The 13,771-nt window shown below is 70.0% G+C and carries 20 protein-coding genes; 10 read left to right on the top strand and 10 right to left on the bottom strand.

All coding sequences use genetic code 11. The annotated features are described in order from the left end of the window. The first annotated feature begins 123 nt into the window (after nucleotides 1-123). From ACFWY5_RS31935 to ACFWY5_RS31905, 7 genes are all read left to right on the top strand, one after another. Nucleotides 124-342 (top strand): hypothetical protein, encoded by a 219-nt coding sequence (locus ACFWY5_RS31935; RefSeq protein WP_379636335.1) that lies wholly within the window; start codon nucleotides 124-126, stop codon nucleotides 340-342. Between the two features lie 92 nt (nucleotides 343-434). Next, nucleotides 435-635 carry a hypothetical protein gene (locus tag ACFWY5_RS31930; RefSeq protein ID WP_379636334.1) on the top strand — a complete coding sequence of 67 codons (201 nt, stop codon included), beginning with the start codon at nucleotides 435-437 and terminating at the stop codon, nucleotides 633-635. A gap of 2 nt (nucleotides 636-637) precedes the next feature. Continuing rightward, nucleotides 638-1,171: a DUF6879 family protein gene (locus ACFWY5_RS31925; RefSeq protein WP_379636333.1), complete on the top strand. Its 534-nt coding sequence runs from the start codon at nucleotides 638-640 to the stop codon at nucleotides 1,169-1,171. A gap of 14 nt (nucleotides 1,172-1,185) precedes the next feature. Then, nucleotides 1,186-2,025 carry a helix-turn-helix domain-containing protein gene (locus tag ACFWY5_RS31920; RefSeq protein ID WP_379636332.1) on the top strand — a complete coding sequence of 280 codons (840 nt, stop codon included), beginning with the start codon at nucleotides 1,186-1,188 and terminating at the stop codon, nucleotides 2,023-2,025. Between the two features lie 56 nt (nucleotides 2,026-2,081). Further along, nucleotides 2,082-2,243 carry a hypothetical protein gene (locus tag ACFWY5_RS31915; protein ID WP_379636331.1) on the top strand — a complete coding sequence of 54 codons (162 nt, stop codon included), beginning with the start codon at nucleotides 2,082-2,084 and terminating at the stop codon, nucleotides 2,241-2,243. Further along, nucleotides 2,240-2,485, top strand: a complete 246-nt coding sequence (locus ACFWY5_RS31910; RefSeq protein ID WP_379636330.1) for a hypothetical protein — start codon at nucleotides 2,240-2,242, stop codon at nucleotides 2,483-2,485. The genes ACFWY5_RS31915 and ACFWY5_RS31910 overlap by 4 nt, the downstream gene beginning before the upstream one ends. Next, nucleotides 2,482-2,841 (top strand): hypothetical protein, encoded by a 360-nt coding sequence (locus tag ACFWY5_RS31905; protein ID WP_379636329.1) that lies wholly within the window; start codon nucleotides 2,482-2,484, stop codon nucleotides 2,839-2,841. Before ACFWY5_RS31910 ends, ACFWY5_RS31905 begins: the two co-directional genes overlap by 4 nt. Before the next feature lie 106 nt (nucleotides 2,842-2,947). Here the strand turns inward: ACFWY5_RS31905 and ACFWY5_RS31900 are convergent, their stop codons facing one another. After that, nucleotides 2,948-3,643, bottom strand: coding sequence for an SDR family NAD(P)-dependent oxidoreductase (locus ACFWY5_RS31900; protein ID WP_379636328.1), 696 nt, complete (start codon nucleotides 3,641-3,643; stop codon nucleotides 2,948-2,950). Between the two features lie 85 nt (nucleotides 3,644-3,728). Here ACFWY5_RS31900 and ACFWY5_RS31895 point away from each other — a divergent pair, with 85 nt between their 5' ends. After that, nucleotides 3,729-4,328: a TetR/AcrR family transcriptional regulator gene (locus ACFWY5_RS31895; RefSeq protein WP_379636327.1), complete on the top strand. Its 600-nt coding sequence runs from the start codon at nucleotides 3,729-3,731 to the stop codon at nucleotides 4,326-4,328. 7 nt (nucleotides 4,329-4,335) lie between these two features. On the opposite strand, the gene ACFWY5_RS31890 is transcribed toward ACFWY5_RS31895, so the two are convergent. Then, nucleotides 4,336-4,536, bottom strand: coding sequence for a hypothetical protein (locus tag ACFWY5_RS31890; RefSeq protein ID WP_379636326.1), 201 nt, complete (start codon nucleotides 4,534-4,536; stop codon nucleotides 4,336-4,338). Further along, on the bottom strand, nucleotides 4,533-5,075 hold the full coding sequence (locus ACFWY5_RS31885) for an SAM-dependent methyltransferase (protein WP_379636325.1): 543 nt from the start codon (nucleotides 5,073-5,075) through the stop codon (nucleotides 4,533-4,535). The genes ACFWY5_RS31890 and ACFWY5_RS31885 overlap by 4 nt, the downstream gene beginning before the upstream one ends. Nucleotides 5,076-5,512: 437 nt before the next feature. Here ACFWY5_RS31885 and ACFWY5_RS31880 point away from each other — a divergent pair, with 437 nt between their 5' ends. Further along, the gene (locus ACFWY5_RS31880; protein WP_379636324.1) at nucleotides 5,513-5,770 is read left to right on the top strand and encodes a hypothetical protein; all 258 of its coding nucleotides are present in this window, start codon (nucleotides 5,513-5,515) and stop codon (nucleotides 5,768-5,770) included. Nucleotides 5,771-6,230: 460 nt separating this feature from the next. On the opposite strand, the gene ACFWY5_RS31875 is transcribed toward ACFWY5_RS31880, so the two are convergent. From ACFWY5_RS31875 to ACFWY5_RS31865, 3 genes are all read right to left on the bottom strand, one after another. Further along, nucleotides 6,231-6,725 carry a DUF4352 domain-containing protein gene (locus ACFWY5_RS31875; protein ID WP_379636323.1) on the bottom strand — a complete coding sequence of 165 codons (495 nt, stop codon included), beginning with the start codon at nucleotides 6,723-6,725 and terminating at the stop codon, nucleotides 6,231-6,233. A 70-nt stretch (nucleotides 6,726-6,795) separates the two neighbouring features. Then, the gene (locus ACFWY5_RS31870) at nucleotides 6,796-6,981 is read right to left on the bottom strand and encodes a hypothetical protein (RefSeq protein ID WP_379617260.1); all 186 of its coding nucleotides are present in this window, start codon (nucleotides 6,979-6,981) and stop codon (nucleotides 6,796-6,798) included. A gap of 23 nt (nucleotides 6,982-7,004) precedes the next feature. Next, nucleotides 7,005-7,664, bottom strand: coding sequence for a DUF305 domain-containing protein (locus ACFWY5_RS31865; protein WP_379636322.1), 660 nt, complete (start codon nucleotides 7,662-7,664; stop codon nucleotides 7,005-7,007). A 39-nt stretch (nucleotides 7,665-7,703) separates the two neighbouring features. Between ACFWY5_RS31865 and ACFWY5_RS31860 the strand changes: the two genes are divergently transcribed. Continuing rightward, nucleotides 7,704-9,104: an LVIVD repeat-containing protein gene (locus ACFWY5_RS31860; protein WP_379636321.1), complete on the top strand. Its 1,401-nt coding sequence runs from the start codon at nucleotides 7,704-7,706 to the stop codon at nucleotides 9,102-9,104. Here the strand turns inward: ACFWY5_RS31860 and ACFWY5_RS31855 are convergent. The 4 genes from ACFWY5_RS31855 to ACFWY5_RS31840 are packed head-to-tail and all read right to left on the bottom strand — an operon-like array spanning nucleotide 9,101 to nucleotide 13,721. Further along, on the bottom strand, nucleotides 9,101-10,954 hold the full coding sequence (locus tag ACFWY5_RS31855) for a protein kinase (protein ID WP_379636320.1): 1,854 nt from the start codon (nucleotides 10,952-10,954) through the stop codon (nucleotides 9,101-9,103). The genes ACFWY5_RS31860 and ACFWY5_RS31855 overlap by 4 nt on opposite strands. Nucleotides 10,955-10,993: 39 nt before the next feature. Beyond that, nucleotides 10,994-11,824: an aminotransferase class IV gene (locus ACFWY5_RS31850; RefSeq protein WP_379617254.1), complete on the bottom strand. Its 831-nt coding sequence runs from the start codon at nucleotides 11,822-11,824 to the stop codon at nucleotides 10,994-10,996. Beyond that, on the bottom strand, nucleotides 11,821-12,825 hold the full coding sequence (locus ACFWY5_RS31845) for a chorismate-binding protein (protein ID WP_379636319.1): 1,005 nt from the start codon (nucleotides 12,823-12,825) through the stop codon (nucleotides 11,821-11,823). Before ACFWY5_RS31845 ends, ACFWY5_RS31850 begins: the two co-directional genes overlap by 4 nt. After that, nucleotides 12,768-13,721 carry a LysR family transcriptional regulator gene (locus tag ACFWY5_RS31840; RefSeq protein ID WP_379636318.1) on the bottom strand — a complete coding sequence of 318 codons (954 nt, stop codon included), beginning with the start codon at nucleotides 13,719-13,721 and terminating at the stop codon, nucleotides 12,768-12,770. Before ACFWY5_RS31840 ends, ACFWY5_RS31845 begins: the two co-directional genes overlap by 58 nt. Between the last annotated feature and the right edge of the window lie 50 nt (nucleotides 13,722-13,771).

Genomic DNA, 13,771 nt, shown 5'->3' with positions numbered 1-13,771 from the left:
CTGAGGACGCGCGAGGGGTGAGGATGTGACGCTCCGGATGCATATGTGGTTGGCGTTGCATACGGGACCGGTATGGCCAGATATGGACATCAATACGAACAGAGGTTCGAGTCACGGTGTAGGGTGACCTGCATAAACGAGCTCGACCGCGTCGCCCTCGACTCCGTGCTCCACCCCGTGAGGCACGCGACCGACGGCGTCGTCGACCAGATCTGGATCTGCAACAGCGACACCGGAAGCCCTTCGGCCGATGAGGCGCTGCGAGCACTCGACGTCCTGGCCGCCGAAGTCGCTCGCGCCCGTACCCTCGTGCAACGCCTGGGCGAAAATCCGGACGCGTAGCCGGGCTACTGAATCCTTCCCTTGACGACCAGGATGCGTCCAGAGACGATCCGCGTGTCGAGAAACTCCGAGAAACTCCCAAGGGAGATCTGATGGCCCTGCACTTCCTCGGCAAGGAGACGGACGGCGGGAATTCGCCCACCCTGTGGTTCGACGACGCGCGCGACGAGTACGTCCTCCAGGGCTGGGAGGTCACCGACGCGGACAACCTGGCCGCCATCGGCACTGTCCCGGCGGGGGAGCTCATCCTGCGCGTCCCGACCGCGCTCATGAACCACCTGCCCAAGGGGTAGGGGTGAACCTGATCAGCGCCGAGCAGTTCCGCGAACACTTCCGGGCCGGTGTGCGCGCCTGGCACCTAGAGCTGAAGGACACCTACGGCGTCGACGCCGAGGCCGAGCCGTTCCGCAAGTGGCAGGCCGGCGAGCATGACGACCACGCGTGGCGACGGCCTTGGCAGTCCTTCCTACGAGACCGGACCGCCGCCGGGTGCGTCATCCAGCGCGCTCGTGTCGTCACCGTGCCGCACTCGACGTACACGCGGTGGCTGCTGGCGATCGCTGGCAACAACGTCGCGGCGGGCGACGACATCCGGTACCTGCCCCGTCACCTTGCCGAGGACGTCGACTTCCCGGCGGAGGACTGCTGGCTGTTCGACGACGACCAGCTGGTCCTCAGCGTCTTCCCCGGCGACGGCAGAAAGGGGGCGTTCGCGTCCGATACGGATCCCGGCCTGATCAGCCGCTACCGTGTCGCACGTGATCTCGTCTGGGACCGGGCTATCCCGCACGCCGAGTATGTGCGCTCCGAGTACATGCAGCCCGCCTGACCTTCGCCGCGCTCGTGCCCGCGCCTACTGATCCGGCCCGCGAGGCCCTCGGCTCCCAGCTCCGTGAGATCCGCCGCGATGCGGAGCTCACGGGGCGCGAGCTGGCCGCGCGGGCTGGCTGGCGTCCGCCCCGGGTGTCGAAGCTGGAGGGGGGCTGGCAGGCGCCGAGCGCGGACGACATCCGCATCTGGTGCCGGATCTGCGGTGCCGAGGACCGGATCCCCGAACTGATCGCCACGGCGCGAGCGATCGAGCAGCAGTACGTGGAGTGGCGCCGGCAGATGCGTGCTGGGCAGCGGCGAGTTCAGCAGGCGCTGTCGACCGAGGATCTTTCAACGATGCGGTGGCGGATCTGGGAGCCGTTCCACATCCCGGGGTTCGTGCAGACACGCGAGTACGCGCGCGCGATCATGCGCCGGTCGATGGCGTTCTACGAGGTGCCAGCCGACGATCTGGACGCCGCGGTCGCCGCCCGTATCGGCCGTCAGTCGATTCTGCGGATGGGGCAGCGGCACTTCCACATGGTGTTGGCCGAGCAGGCGCTGTACACACGCGTGGGCGGCGCCGAGGTGATGCGTGAGCAGTTGGCCCACCTGATGGCTGAGATGAGGGCGCTGCCGCGGCTGAGGGTCGGCGTGGTGCCGCGGGAGGCCGACTACGAGCTCGGCCCCCACTCCGGGTACTGGATCTTCGATGCGCGGGTCGTGATGACGGAGACGGTGACGGCGGGGATCAACCTGACGCAGCCGCACGAGATCGCGCTGTACGAGCGGCATTTCAAGGGCCTGGTCAGGCTGGCCAAGTACGGCCTGCGGGCCGAGGAGCTAATCGCCAAGGCAATCGAAGATCTTTAAGAAACCTCGAGAAACCTCGTTGAGCACGTGACCTGCGACGTTGGACATTCGGAGACATGGCCCTCCGCATCCCCAACTGCCACGTCCAGAGCGCCGATGGCGTCATCCACCTCCAGCACAAAGCCTCCGGCGAGCACGCGACTGCCAGCAGCCCGGAGCAAGCCCACATCGAGGCCGCAGTCCTGCGCCTCGCCTACGTCCTCGGGCGGGTGGCATGAGCGGCTTTCAGATCCGCGCCGAGTACTGCGCCATCTGGGATGGTCGGCTCACCTCGGATGAGGTGGAACGCGCCCGGCCTCGCGACTATCACTTGACGTTCTGGGACACCGGCCAGCCGGATGAGGCCGGCTGGCTGTGGGCGTTCACGATCACGGCGTCCACGCGGCTGAAGCTAGATGCCTGCACCGCCTACTGGAGGCGCCGGGCCGAGGCCGCCCTGTGCCAGGAGCGTGCCGCATGACGGGCTTCGTGGAGATGGCGAACTGGCACCTCATGCGCGGGGACGTCACCGCCACTCAAATCAAGGCCGCCTACGAGGAAGCACTCGCCAAGCGCACGAACAAGAAAGACCGGGAAGAGCTCGAGGTCGCGACCCGCCACGTCCTCGCCAGCTATGGCAGCTGGGAAGGCCTGGCCGAAGCGTGGACGACCGACAACTGGCAGCGCGCCTTCACACACCAGCTCCACGGCAAGACGTGGCTACGCCTTCAATCTCCACAGCAGCAGCACGAGATACTCCGCGACCTGATCCAGAAGTACCCGAACGTGGCCGGAGAGATCCTCGGCAGCCGCGACACCCTGAAGAAGGATCCTTAGGCGACCCGCTCTCTGCCGGACCACACCCGCGCAGACGGCGGGCGATCAAACCCCCGGCTTCCCCACAAATGCTCGCCGTGCGCGTCCCGATGCTTGGGCTGACCACCTACCACGGGACGATCTTGCCGTGGCGGTCCAGGAACTGCAGGCCCGGGGCGCCGGTCTGTGCTTCGAGGACGTCGGCGACGGCCGGGATGCTCTCCCGAGCGGTCAGGGGCGCGTCTGGGCCGCCCAAGCGGGTCTGGTTGTGGCCGGGGTCGATGAGGAGCTTGGTCTGTCCGTCGTCGGCATGGCGGGTGGCGTAGCTGCGCATCAGCTGGTTGAGGGCGGCCTTGCTGGCCTTGTAGAGCTCGTAGCCGGGCTCGGTGTTGCGTGAGATGCTGCCCTGCTCGGATGACATGACGGCGACGGTTCCGCCGGGGGCGACGAGGTCGCGGAGGGTTTCGAGGGCGCGCAACGGGCTCAGCGCGTTGGTGATCATCACCTCGGTGAACATGCCGGTCGGGACCTCGTTGATCGGCAGGTCACCTCGGTCGATGGCGGCGTTGACGAAAAGCAGGTCGAGCCGGCGGCCGGACAGGCGTGCGCGTAGTGCGGCCAGCTCGTCTGAGCTGGTCATCTCCAATGGCTCGACGGTCAGCCGGCCGTTCGAGGCGTCGGCGCTCGCGCGCAGTTCGGCGGCGCGCTCGCGCATCGTGGCGATGACGCGCCAGCCGCGCCGGGTGAGCTCGTTGGCGAGGACGAATCCCAATCCACGGGACGCTCCGAGGATGAGGGCTTGGCGGTCGGGTGTGGTGGACATAGGGGCTCCTTCGCGAGGCCAACAATAGACGCAACGTTGCGTCCAGACAAATGTACGGCACCGCCCGACGGGTATCGTGTCCCGCATGCCCGTCGCGAACTCCCAGCCCCGCAGGACGCGCTCAGGTAGCCGACGCGACGAGGCCGCCCGCCTGGCAGTGCTGCACGCGGCGGACGACCTGCTCGCCGAGCACGGCTTCGGCGCTCTGACCGTCGAGGCGATCGCGCGTCGTGCCGGTGTCGCCAAGCAGACGATCTACCGCTGGTGGCCGTCGAAGGTCGAGGTTCTCCTGGACACGCTCATCGAGGACAGCGGCAAGCGCCTGCCCATCCCCACGGACACCCCCACGGCGGAAGGCATCCGCGGCTACCTGCGCGCCTTCGCACGCTTCGTCACCGGCGATCCGGCCGGCAAGGTCCTTCTCGCGCTCATCGCCGAGGCACAGCACGATCCCGCCACGGCCAAGCTCTTTCACGAGCGCTATCTGGGTCCACGCCGTGAACAGGAACGTGACATGCTCGCGCGCGCGATCGAGGCCGGGACGGTCTCGCCCAGCCTCGGCCCCGACTCCGCGATCGACGCGCTGATCGGGCCGATCGTCTATCGGGGCCTGACCGGGGCGAGTGTCCCCAGCGGCCTGGTGGACGCCCTTTGCGACGACCTGCTCAGGCCCCGCTCGGGCTGAGTGTGCGTCAAGCCGCCGGACCGGTGCGCTGGAGGAGCAGGGAGACGAAGCCGAGGGTGTTCCGGTAGCCGTTGAGCCACAGGTCGCGGTGTTCTCTTGCGGCGGCCAGGGCCTGGGCGGCGTCGGGGCCGGTGGTTGCCGCGGCCCAGCGGGTCAGGGTGCCGGTCCATGACCACTCGTACTCGTCCCACTCGGCCGGTTCGCTCACGTGGGCGTAGACGGTGAGCCAGCCGCCGGATTCGGCCGTTTCCACGGTGCCCGCCAGATCGGGGTACTGGCCGATGGCCTCGACGATCTCGGGGGCGGGGGTCGTTCCCAGAAGGCCTCGCCCACCAGGGCCAGGCCACCGGGGCGGACGAATCGTCCGAGCGCTTCCATCGTCTGCTTCAGGTCGCCGAAGGCGTGCGTCGAGCCCACACAGAGCACCAGGTCGTACGGCTCGGCGGCGGAGAAGTCCGAGGCGGGCATCGTGTGCAGCGACATGCGGCCCGACAGGTTTCGCCGGGCGGCCGCGCGCTCGGCTGCCGCTACGGCGTGCGGCGAGATGTCCACGCCGTCGGCCACGGCCGTGGGGGCCAGTTCGAGTGCCCGGAGCGACCATTCGCCCCCGCCACATCCCAGGTCGAGGATTCTGGCCCGGTCCGGCAACGCCGCCCGGCGCAGCAACCTGTCGAGGTTGGACTCCGAGATCGGTGCGGCGATCGGGTGGTCACGGTGTGCGATGGCGCTCAGCAGTTGTCGATCCATGCCGGCCATCCTTCCAGTGGCCGGTGATCGATCAGCGGGGTGGTGAGCATGGGAAAGAGCCGCGCCCCGGCTTTTCCGAATGGCCGTTGCGCTTTCCCACCATTTGTTGAACCTGATGTGATTGCTTTTGTCATATCGGGGTACATGGGCGCGCCGACGTGCTTACATACCTGGTCCCGGAAGTCGGTTCGGCCGTGAAATGCCTGTTCAGACGGCGTAAATATCAACCACAAGCCCCGCAAGAGATGGCTTTTCAGGCTAAATAGTGAAATGTCGGAAATAAGGCTTTGCTTCCTAGCGGGTGACCGTGCGGGGTGCTGGCGGTTAGCGTCGGATACGTTCCGTTAGCGCCGTTCTCGCGTGTCCTGTTGACCGGAATTCGGCGCCATCCACCTGCCCAGACATCTGCTGGGCCTCAAATCAGGGATGGATCTCTGATGCTCAAGCGCATTCTCGTCGGCACCGCGATCGCGGCGTCCGTGTTCGCGGTCACCGGAACGGTCACCTCACAGGCCGCAAGCGCGTCGACCCAGACAAGCTGTTCGGTGGCGTCCACCACGCAGCTCTCGACGTCGGCGGCGAAGCCCAAGTGCAAGTGGCGGTGGGACAAGCACGACCGCAAGTGCTGGTACTGCTGGAAGCACCACCGCTGGGTCAAGCAGTGGTGCAAGGGCAAGCGCCACAACCACCACTAGCCCGCCCGACGGCGAGCATCGTCCGCGTCAACCGCCCCGCGAGGGACTCCTCGCGGGGCCGATCCCTGCGCTAAAGGTCCCGGCGGGCGCCCACCCAAGGACACCGGGGCCGAGCCCGAGCGCGGTCACCGCCGCGGCGATGGTGACCCCGAAAAGCACGGCCCCGGCGAGGTCGAAGGTCCCGGGCGCCTCGGGACCACGAACGGGCGGCAGCCCCACGGTGGCCAATGCGGCCAGAGCGGCGACGCCGGCGGGCGAGGAAGACGAGGGGCCGGCCTCCGGCGGCCATCAGGCCCTGGGCGACGACCGGACCCAGGGCGAGGCTGCCGCCCAGGACGGCGCCGGCGTAGCCGTACACACGACGGCGCTCTTCAGGCGGGTAGACGGCGAGGATCATCGAGGAGCCGCCCGCGGCGCACATGGCCGCGCCCGCACCGGCGATCACGCGCAGGAGCAGTGGCTACTGGGCCTGGAGGTTCACCTGGGCGCCGCCGGACGACGCCCGCTCGTGCAGTTCGATGCTGTCGGGCCGGACGCCCTTGGGGACGTCGAAGACGAGCGCGCCGGCGATCGTGTCACCGGGTTTGATCTTCTCGTAGAGGAGTTTCGAGTCCGCTCCGTCCACGTAGACGGCGGCGCCCGGGTCGGCCTGGTACTCGGCGCCGCCGGCCAGCAGCTTCTGGGAGTCGCTGATGAACGCCTGCGCCCGGGTGCCGGTGTTCTTCACCGACAGGTGGACGACGGCGAACCGTCCCCGCGCGGTCTTGCCGAGGCTTTCGGCGCCGATCCGGTCGAGTTGCTCCACTTTGGTGACGGTCATCGTGAAGCCGCCGTCCGTCACGGCCTGGCCGATGCTCGCGGAGGTCCCGGAGCGCAGGAAGAACACCACGGCGACGATGCCGATCAGGAGCGCGGCGACGGCGACGGCGACCCGCGTGCGCGGAACCTGGGACATCGGGGGGCCTCCTGGCGATCGGACGCGCGGCCAACCACTTAACCAGCAAGGGCCCGCGCTCCGCCAGAGGTCAGGCGGCGGGGTGTTCGGTCAGGTCGGCCAGGTCCACGCCGTGTTTGTGGAGTTCGTCCACACTGGCCACGTAGCCGCGGAAGTACAGCTTGTCCTCGACGCGCCGCGACACGCGCAGGACGGGCTGGTCGTCGACTACGACCGCCTCCACCTGCATCCCGTCGGAAGTGCGCCAGATTGCCATGGTTGAAGCGTAGGGGCAGGAACCTAAAGAGCGGGTAATGACCTCAAGGCCTCGCGCATGCGGGCGATCTCGATGCTCTGGCCCGCGGCCACGTCTCTGGCCAGCATGCGCATACGCTGGTCGGTACCCTCGCGCAGGGCGGCGTCGGCCATCGTCAGGGCGCCCTCGTGGTGCCTGATCATGAGGCGCAGGAACATGCGGTCGAAGTGGCCGTCGCGGGCCGCGCGCAGGGCGTTCATCTCGGTGAGGGTGGCCATGCCGTTCGCGGGCTGCCCCGTGGGGTGTCCGTGAGTCCGGGGTACGGCCCGGCCCAGCGCCGACAGCCACCCGGACATGATGCGGATCTCGGGTTCCTGCGTCAGCGCGATCTGGTCGGCGATGCGGCGGATGGAGGGGGTACGGGTGCGTTCGGCGACCAGGCCGGCCATCTCCAGGGCCTGCCGGTGGTGCGGGATCATGCCTTCGGCGAACCGTACGTCGGCCGCGGACGGCTGCTGCTCGGGCTGCGGAAGGCGTTCGCCGGGCGTGGCCGTACGGGCGGGAGATCCCGGGGCGTGCGGGACCAGTACGGGAGCGTCGGTGCCGACGGGAGAGGGTCCGGCGCTCTCCGTCGCGCAGGCGGCCAGGGCGAATGTCAGCAGAACTGTGATGAAGAGAAGACGCGGCCGGAACTGTACTGACATAGCTTCCATACTGGGCCACGACATTGAAGGAGTGCACGCGTGATCCCTGCGAAGCTACGAGCGGCGGTGGTCGGTGCGGCTGTCATGCTGGTGGCGGCCTGCGCCGGGGCACCGGCCGCCGGGCCCAGTCCGAGTCCGGCGAGCAAGGCGCCGTCGAGCGCGTCGCCCTCGGCGAAGACCATGGCCGACGTGACGACCAGCGACAACGTGAAGCTGGTCGCCAACATGCCGCGGACGGCGCCGCTCAACGGTCCGATGAGCTGGAACTCCGACCTGGCCTTCCAGGGGAACTACGCGTTCGTGGGCAACTTCGGCGGGTTCTCGATCTTCGACATCAGCGACCCCACGCAGCCCGAGCCGGTCAGCCAGGTCTCCTGCCCGTCGCAGCAGAACGACGTCTCCGTCTACGGCGACCTGCTGATCCTGTCGATCGACGAGCCGCGCGGCGGCGAGAAGTGCGACTCGGGGCAGGGCACGGGACCGTCCTCGTCCGGCTGGGAAGGCCTGCGCATCTTCGACATCAGCGACAAGAAGAACCCCACGTACGTCTCCGCTGTGCGCACCGACTGCGGCTCGCACACCCACACGATGGTCCCGGGCAAGAACCCCGACACGTTGTACGTGTACGTCTCCTCCCCCGGCCCCGAGCCGGATTCGAAGACCTGCCCGCCACCCCACGAACTCATCCAGATCGTAGAAATCCCAGTAAAGAATCCCAAGTCCGCAAAAATCGTGGCAAAGCCGAACATCTTCCCTGATGGCCAGGGCGAAGGCATGTTCGCCGCCGGATGCCATGACATCACCGCCTACCCCGAGAAGAAGCTCGCCGCCGCGGCCTGCTTCGGCGACGGGGTCCTGCTGGACATCGCCGACCCGGTCAAGCCCAAGGTCCTGCAGCAGGTACGCGACACCGAGAACTTCCAGATCTGGCACTCCGCGACGTTCAACAACGACGCCACCAAGGTCGTCTTCAGCGACGAGCTCGGCGGCGGCGGGATGGCGACCTGCGACAGCAAGACGCCCAAGACCAAGGGCGCCAACGCCATCTACGACATCGTGGACGGCAAGCTCGAACGCCGCGGCTACTTCAAGATGCCGCGCGAGCAGACGTCGAACGAGAACTGCGTCGCCCACAACGGCTCGCTGCTGCCGATCGAGGGCAAGGACGTGATGGTCCAGGCGTGGTACCAGGGCGGCGTCTCGGTCTGGGACTTCACCGACTCCAACAACCCGCGCGAGGTCGGCTTCTTCGACCGCGGCCCGGCCGGGGGCGACCACTCGATCGCCGGCTCCTGGTCGGCGTACTACTACAACGGCTACATCTACTCCAGCGACATCCTCAAGGGCCTGGACGTCATCCAGATCGACGACCCGCTGACCGACCCGGCCAAGCAGGTCAAGATGGACGACTTCAACGTCCAGACGCAGAAGTCGTACTAGCCGGGCTCGCTGATCTCCCCGTCGCGCCACCCCTTGTAGGTGACGTCGAACGGGGAGGTCAGCCGGGCGCCCTGGTCGAGCAGCATGTGCCAGGACAGCCGCAGCGAGCGCGGCCGGTTGCGCTCGTCCAGCTTGAGCACCCAGGAGAGCGTGGTCTTGGCGAGCTGCGCCTCGGGGATCTCGTCGTTGTTGATGGCGCTGATCTGCCGCCAGAGCGATTCCGGGCCCTTGGTGGTGGGCAGCGAGCCGGTGTAGGTCCTGCCCTCTGACTGCACGCCTGAGGTGAGCCTGGCCAGGTCGGCCACGTTGGCGATCGAGGCGACCGCGTGCACGAACCGGGCGTACAGCATGATCGGGGTCTTGGCCTGGTCGGTGACGAGCTTGCCGCCGACGTAGTCCTGCTCGGCCATCAGCACGCGCCCGGTCAGCGCGGGCTCGACGTGCTCGGCGACGACCCGCGCGTCCATGCGGACGTCGGAGATCTGCGGGTCGTAGGCCAGGCGGCCGGTGGCGGTGGTGTGCCAGGTGCCCTGGGTGATGCGGGCGTCGAGGGTGAAGTCGGCCAGCGGCGCCAGCCCGACCGCGCTCTCCATGACGTCGGCGAGTTGCCCGGCCGCGGGCGGGGCTGCCGGGCTGGGCGTGCTGCTCGGGCTGGGCGACGTGGTGGGCGAGGTGGTGGGGGTGGCGGTCGGCGTGCTCTCGGCGGTGGGGTTCGCGCGGGTGCCGGTGCCCTGACCGGGCCCGCCGCGCCACAGCACCACGCCGGTGGTCGCCGCGGCCAGCACCGCCACACCACCCGCGAGCGCCGCCCGCCGCGACACCCCTCTCGCGCGTGCCCGCCCCGGCGTCCCGTCAGTGGGTACGGCCCCGCCCCGGGAACCCGGTGCCGTGGACGCCCCCGGCACGACACCCGGAGCACCCGGCATCCCCGGCACAGCACCCGCAGCACCCGGAGCACCCGGAGCACCCGGAGCGCCGGGCATCCCCGCCATGGCACCCCGAGCGCCCGGCACAGCACCCGGAGCGCTCGGCGCGGGCCACGCTGAGGGGCCCGTGCCGCCCGCTGGCTGGGCGGCGGCCATGCCCTGGCGTAGGGCGGCGTCCGGTTGGGCGGGGGCGTGTTCGCCCAGCAGGTTCAGCAGCAGGTCGCGGGCTGTGGGCCGGGCCATCGGGTTCTTGGCGAGGCAGCGGGCGACGATCGTGCGCAGCGGCTCGGGCAGCTCGCCCAGGTCGGGGTCGGCGTGGATGATGCGGTAGGCGACGGCGGCGAGGGTGTCGGAGCCGAACGGCGGCCGTCCGGAGGCGGCGAACACCATGGTCGCGCCCCACGCGAACACGTCCGCCGCGGGCCCGACCTGCCCGCCCGCGAACTGCTCGGGCGCCATGTAGGGAGGCGTCCCGGCGGCGCCCTGCGACTGGGACAGGTCCACGAGACGCGCGATGCCGAAGTCGATCACCCGCGGCCCGTCCGGGCCCATGAGGACGTTGCCCGGCTTGAAGTCCCGGTGCACGACTCCGGCCCGGTGGATGGCGGTCAGCGCGGTGGCGGTGCCGATGGCCAGCCGGGTCAGCGCCGCCCCGCGCAGCGGCGCCACCTGGTGCAGTGCGGGGCCGTCGATGAACTCGCTGGCCACGTAGGGCGGGTTGTGGTCCAGGTCGGCACGCAGGACGCGGGCCGTACAGAACTCGGCCACCTGGCGGGCGGCGGCGAGCTCGCGGTCGAAGGCGCGGTCGAACCCGTGGACGACCTTGACCGCGGCGAGCTCGCCGCGGTCGTCCCGGCCCAGGTAGACGGTGCCCTGACCGCCTCGTCCGAGCTCGCGGAGGATGCGGTACGGGCCGATGTCCACGATGCCTCACATGATCGGTATGCGGGGCACGAGACTAGCTCACGGGTCGAGATCGGCGGCAGAGCGCTCGGCGAAGACCTGCATGGCCTTGGTGGTGATCGGTCCCGGCGCGACCGGCAGCGTGGTCTGGTCGACCAGCTTGATGGGCTGCACGTCGCGCGTGGTGGAGGTGAGGAACGCCTCCTCGGCCTCGTAGAGGGCCTGGAGCGGCACGTCGGCCTCCTCGGCGCCGCACCACTCGACGACCAGCGCCCGCGTGACTCCGGCCAGCGGCCCGGCCTCCAGCGTGGGGGTGATCAGGCGGCCGTCCCTGACGATGAAGATGTTGGAGCCGGTGCCCTCGCACAGGTTGCCGGCGAGGTTGCCGAAGATCGCCTCGCCGCCGCCGCGCGCCTTGGCGTAGGCCAGGGCCTTGGCGTTGTCGCCGTAGGAGGTGGACTTGACGCCGGACAACGCGCCGCGCTCGTTGCGCGGCCAGGGCACGACGGTGACGGCGGCGGTGCCGGGGAAGGGCTTCTGCTCGTCCACGATCACGACGGAGGTGCCGCCCTGGTCGCCGCGGTCGGAGCCGAGCGGGCCCGGGCCGCTGGTGTAGGTGACGCGGATGCGGCCGAGCGGCCACGCGGGGGCGGCGGCCAGGAGCTTGCCGATGCCGTCGGCGATGGCGTCGGTGTCGGGCTCGGGCAGGTCCATGCGCCGTGCCGAGAGCCGGAGCCGGTCGAGGTGGCGGGTGAGCGCGAACGACACGCCGTTGACGATCTTGATGGTCTCGAAGACGCCGTCGCCGACCATGAGACCGTGGTCGAAGACCGAGACGCTCGCTCGGGCGGGGTCGAGGATCTCCCCGTTGACCCAGACAGGGACTGTCATCTATCTCCTCCAAGGCGAGATGCGAGTGCGATGAGCCTGGATGCTTTCAGCTCGGTCTCCTGCCATTCACGCCGGGGGTCGCTGCCCCAGGTGATGCCCGCGCCGGTGCCGAACCGGATCTCCCGGCCGGAGATCCAGAAGGTGCGGATGCCCACGGCCAGCGCGGCCGTGCCGCGGTCGGCGTCGACCCAGCCCACGGCCCCACAGTACGGCCCGCGGGGCTCGGGTTCGAGTTCATTGATGATGCGCAGGGCCGAGGACTTGGGGGCGCCGGTGATCGAGCCGGGCGGGAACGTGGCCGAGAACAGCTCGGGCCATCCCGTGCCGGGCTCCAGCCGGGCGCGGACGGTCGAGACCAGGTGCACCGAGCCCGGGTAGGCCTCGGGCACGCACAGCGCGGGAACCTGCACCGAGCCGACCGCCGCCACCCGGCCGAGGTCGTTGCGGACCAGGTCGACGATCATGACGTTCTCGGAGTAGTCCTTGTCGAGCAGGTCGGCCTCGGTGGCTCCGGTGCCCTTGATGGGGCGGGACTCGACGACGGCGCCGTCGCGGGAGAGGTACAGCTCGGGCGAGGCGGAGACCACGGCGCGGCCGGGCAGGCTGATCACCGCGGCGTACGCGGCGGGGTTGCGCTCGGCCAGGCGGTGGGCCAGGGCGAGCGGGTCGGCCTCCGGTGGCAGCGGCGCGGTCAGGATCCGGGTGAGGTTGGCCTGGTAGACCTCGCCCCGGCGGATGTGCTCGCGGATGGCCTCGACGCCGCGCTCGTAGGCGGCCCGGTCGAGGGAACTGCGCCAGTGGCGGGCGCCGGGGCCGTGCCAGGGTCCGGCCGGGGGCAGCGGGGCGGGGCGTACCTGGTCGAAGCGGGCGCAGCTGACCTTGCCCTCGTAGTCGACCACCACGGCCCACCAGCCCTCGCCGTCGAGGGCGGCCAGGTCCGTGGTCAGGTCGCGCAGGCCGGTGGCGAGCCGCCCGCCGACATGGGCGAAGCTGTCGTACACGCGCCCATTGTCCCAGTGCGTGATGCCACCTCGCACAACAAGTCCACGAAGGCCAGGGCGGCGGGCAGCGGGACGCCGGGTAGCGCCGCGTAGTAACGCCTGGTCGGGGCGGCGGCGCCGAGCGGGCGGAGCACGACTCCCCGCGGTACGGCCCGCGCCGCCAGCTCCGGCACGAGCGTGACGCCGAGCCCGGCGGCGACGAAGCCGAACTTGCCCGACCATTCGGCCACGCGCAGCCCGCCGCGCGGCACGAACCCGGCCGCGGCGCAGGCGGTCACGAGCAGCGTCGGCTGGCCGCTCGGCGCGGCCTCGATCCAGGTCTCCTCGCGCAGGTCGGCCAGGTCGACGGTGGCGCGGGCGGCGAGGGGGTGGCCGGCGGGGAGCGCCACCAGCAGGCGGTCCTCCCCCAGCGGCACCGTGTGACCGCCCGAGGGCAGCCCGGCCGGGTAGTCGCTGATCACGGCGACGTCGAGCTCGCCGGCTTCCAGGCGCTCGACCAGGCGGGGGCTGAGGCCTTCCGCGAGCCGTACCTCGACGGCCGGGGCCCGCTCGGCGAAGCGTTTGAGCGCGGCGGGCACCAGTTCGACGTTGGCGGTCGCGAACGCCCCCACGCGCAGCCTGCCGCCGCCTCCGGCGTGGATGGCGGCCAGCTCCTCCCCCGCCTGGTCCAGGCGTTCCAGGACGGCGAGGGCGTGGCGGCGCAGGGCGTGGCCGGCGGGCGTCAGCCGTACACCCCGGGCGCGGCGCTCGAACAGCGCGCCGCCCGCCTCGCGCTCCAGCGCGGCGATGCGGCGCGAGACCGCGGACTGGGTGTACCCGAGCAGTTCGGCGGCGGCGGTGAACGAGCCGGAGCGGGCCACCTCGTCGAACAGTCGCAAGTCATTCGTCTCAAGCATGGCTGGTATGCAATGTAGTCGGTGGTGGAATGGCTCGCACCTCTCCTATA

It is taken from the genome of Nonomuraea sp. NPDC059007, from assembly GCF_042740555.1.
In the GTDB taxonomy this organism is placed as follows: Bacteria; Actinomycetota; Actinomycetes; order Streptosporangiales; family Streptosporangiaceae; genus Nonomuraea.
This window is presented reverse-complemented; position numbering and strand designations above follow the sequence as displayed.

What these genes read in the sequence shown, in the direction of transcription:
- ACFWY5_RS31930 (WP_379636334.1), top strand. Translation starts at nt 435, where the DNA reads ATGGCCCTGCACTTCCTCGGCAAGGAGACGGACGGCGGGAATTCGCCC.
- ACFWY5_RS31915 (WP_379636331.1), top strand. Translation starts at nt 2,082, where the DNA reads ATGGCCCTCCGCATCCCCAACTGCCACGTCCAGAGCGCCGATGGCGTC.
- ACFWY5_RS31910 (WP_379636330.1), top strand. Translation starts at nt 2,240, where the DNA reads ATGAGCGGCTTTCAGATCCGCGCCGAGTACTGCGCCATCTGGGATGGT.
- ACFWY5_RS31905 (WP_379636329.1), top strand. Translation starts at nt 2,482, where the DNA reads ATGACGGGCTTCGTGGAGATGGCGAACTGGCACCTCATGCGCGGGGAC.
- ACFWY5_RS31900 (WP_379636328.1), bottom strand. Translation starts at nt 3,643, where the DNA reads ATGTCCACCACACCCGACCGCCAAGCCCTCATCCTCGGAGCGTCCCGT.
- ACFWY5_RS31895 (WP_379636327.1), top strand. Translation starts at nt 3,729, where the DNA reads ATGCCCGTCGCGAACTCCCAGCCCCGCAGGACGCGCTCAGGTAGCCGA.
- ACFWY5_RS31885 (WP_379636325.1), bottom strand. Translation starts at nt 5,075, where the DNA reads ATGGATCGACAACTGCTGAGCGCCATCGCACACCGTGACCACCCGATC.
- ACFWY5_RS31880 (WP_379636324.1), top strand. Translation starts at nt 5,513, where the DNA reads ATGCTCAAGCGCATTCTCGTCGGCACCGCGATCGCGGCGTCCGTGTTC.
- ACFWY5_RS31875 (WP_379636323.1), bottom strand. Translation starts at nt 6,725, where the DNA reads ATGTCCCAGGTTCCGCGCACGCGGGTCGCCGTCGCCGTCGCCGCGCTC.
- ACFWY5_RS31870 (WP_379617260.1), bottom strand. Translation starts at nt 6,981, where the DNA reads ATGGCAATCTGGCGCACTTCCGACGGGATGCAGGTGGAGGCGGTCGTA.
- ACFWY5_RS31865 (WP_379636322.1), bottom strand. Translation starts at nt 7,664, where the DNA reads ATGTCAGTACAGTTCCGGCCGCGTCTTCTCTTCATCACAGTTCTGCTG.
- ACFWY5_RS31850 (WP_379617254.1), bottom strand. Translation starts at nt 11,824, where the DNA reads ATGACAGTCCCTGTCTGGGTCAACGGGGAGATCCTCGACCCCGCCCGA.
- ACFWY5_RS31840 (WP_379636318.1), bottom strand. Translation starts at nt 13,721, where the DNA reads ATGCTTGAGACGAATGACTTGCGACTGTTCGACGAGGTGGCCCGCTCC.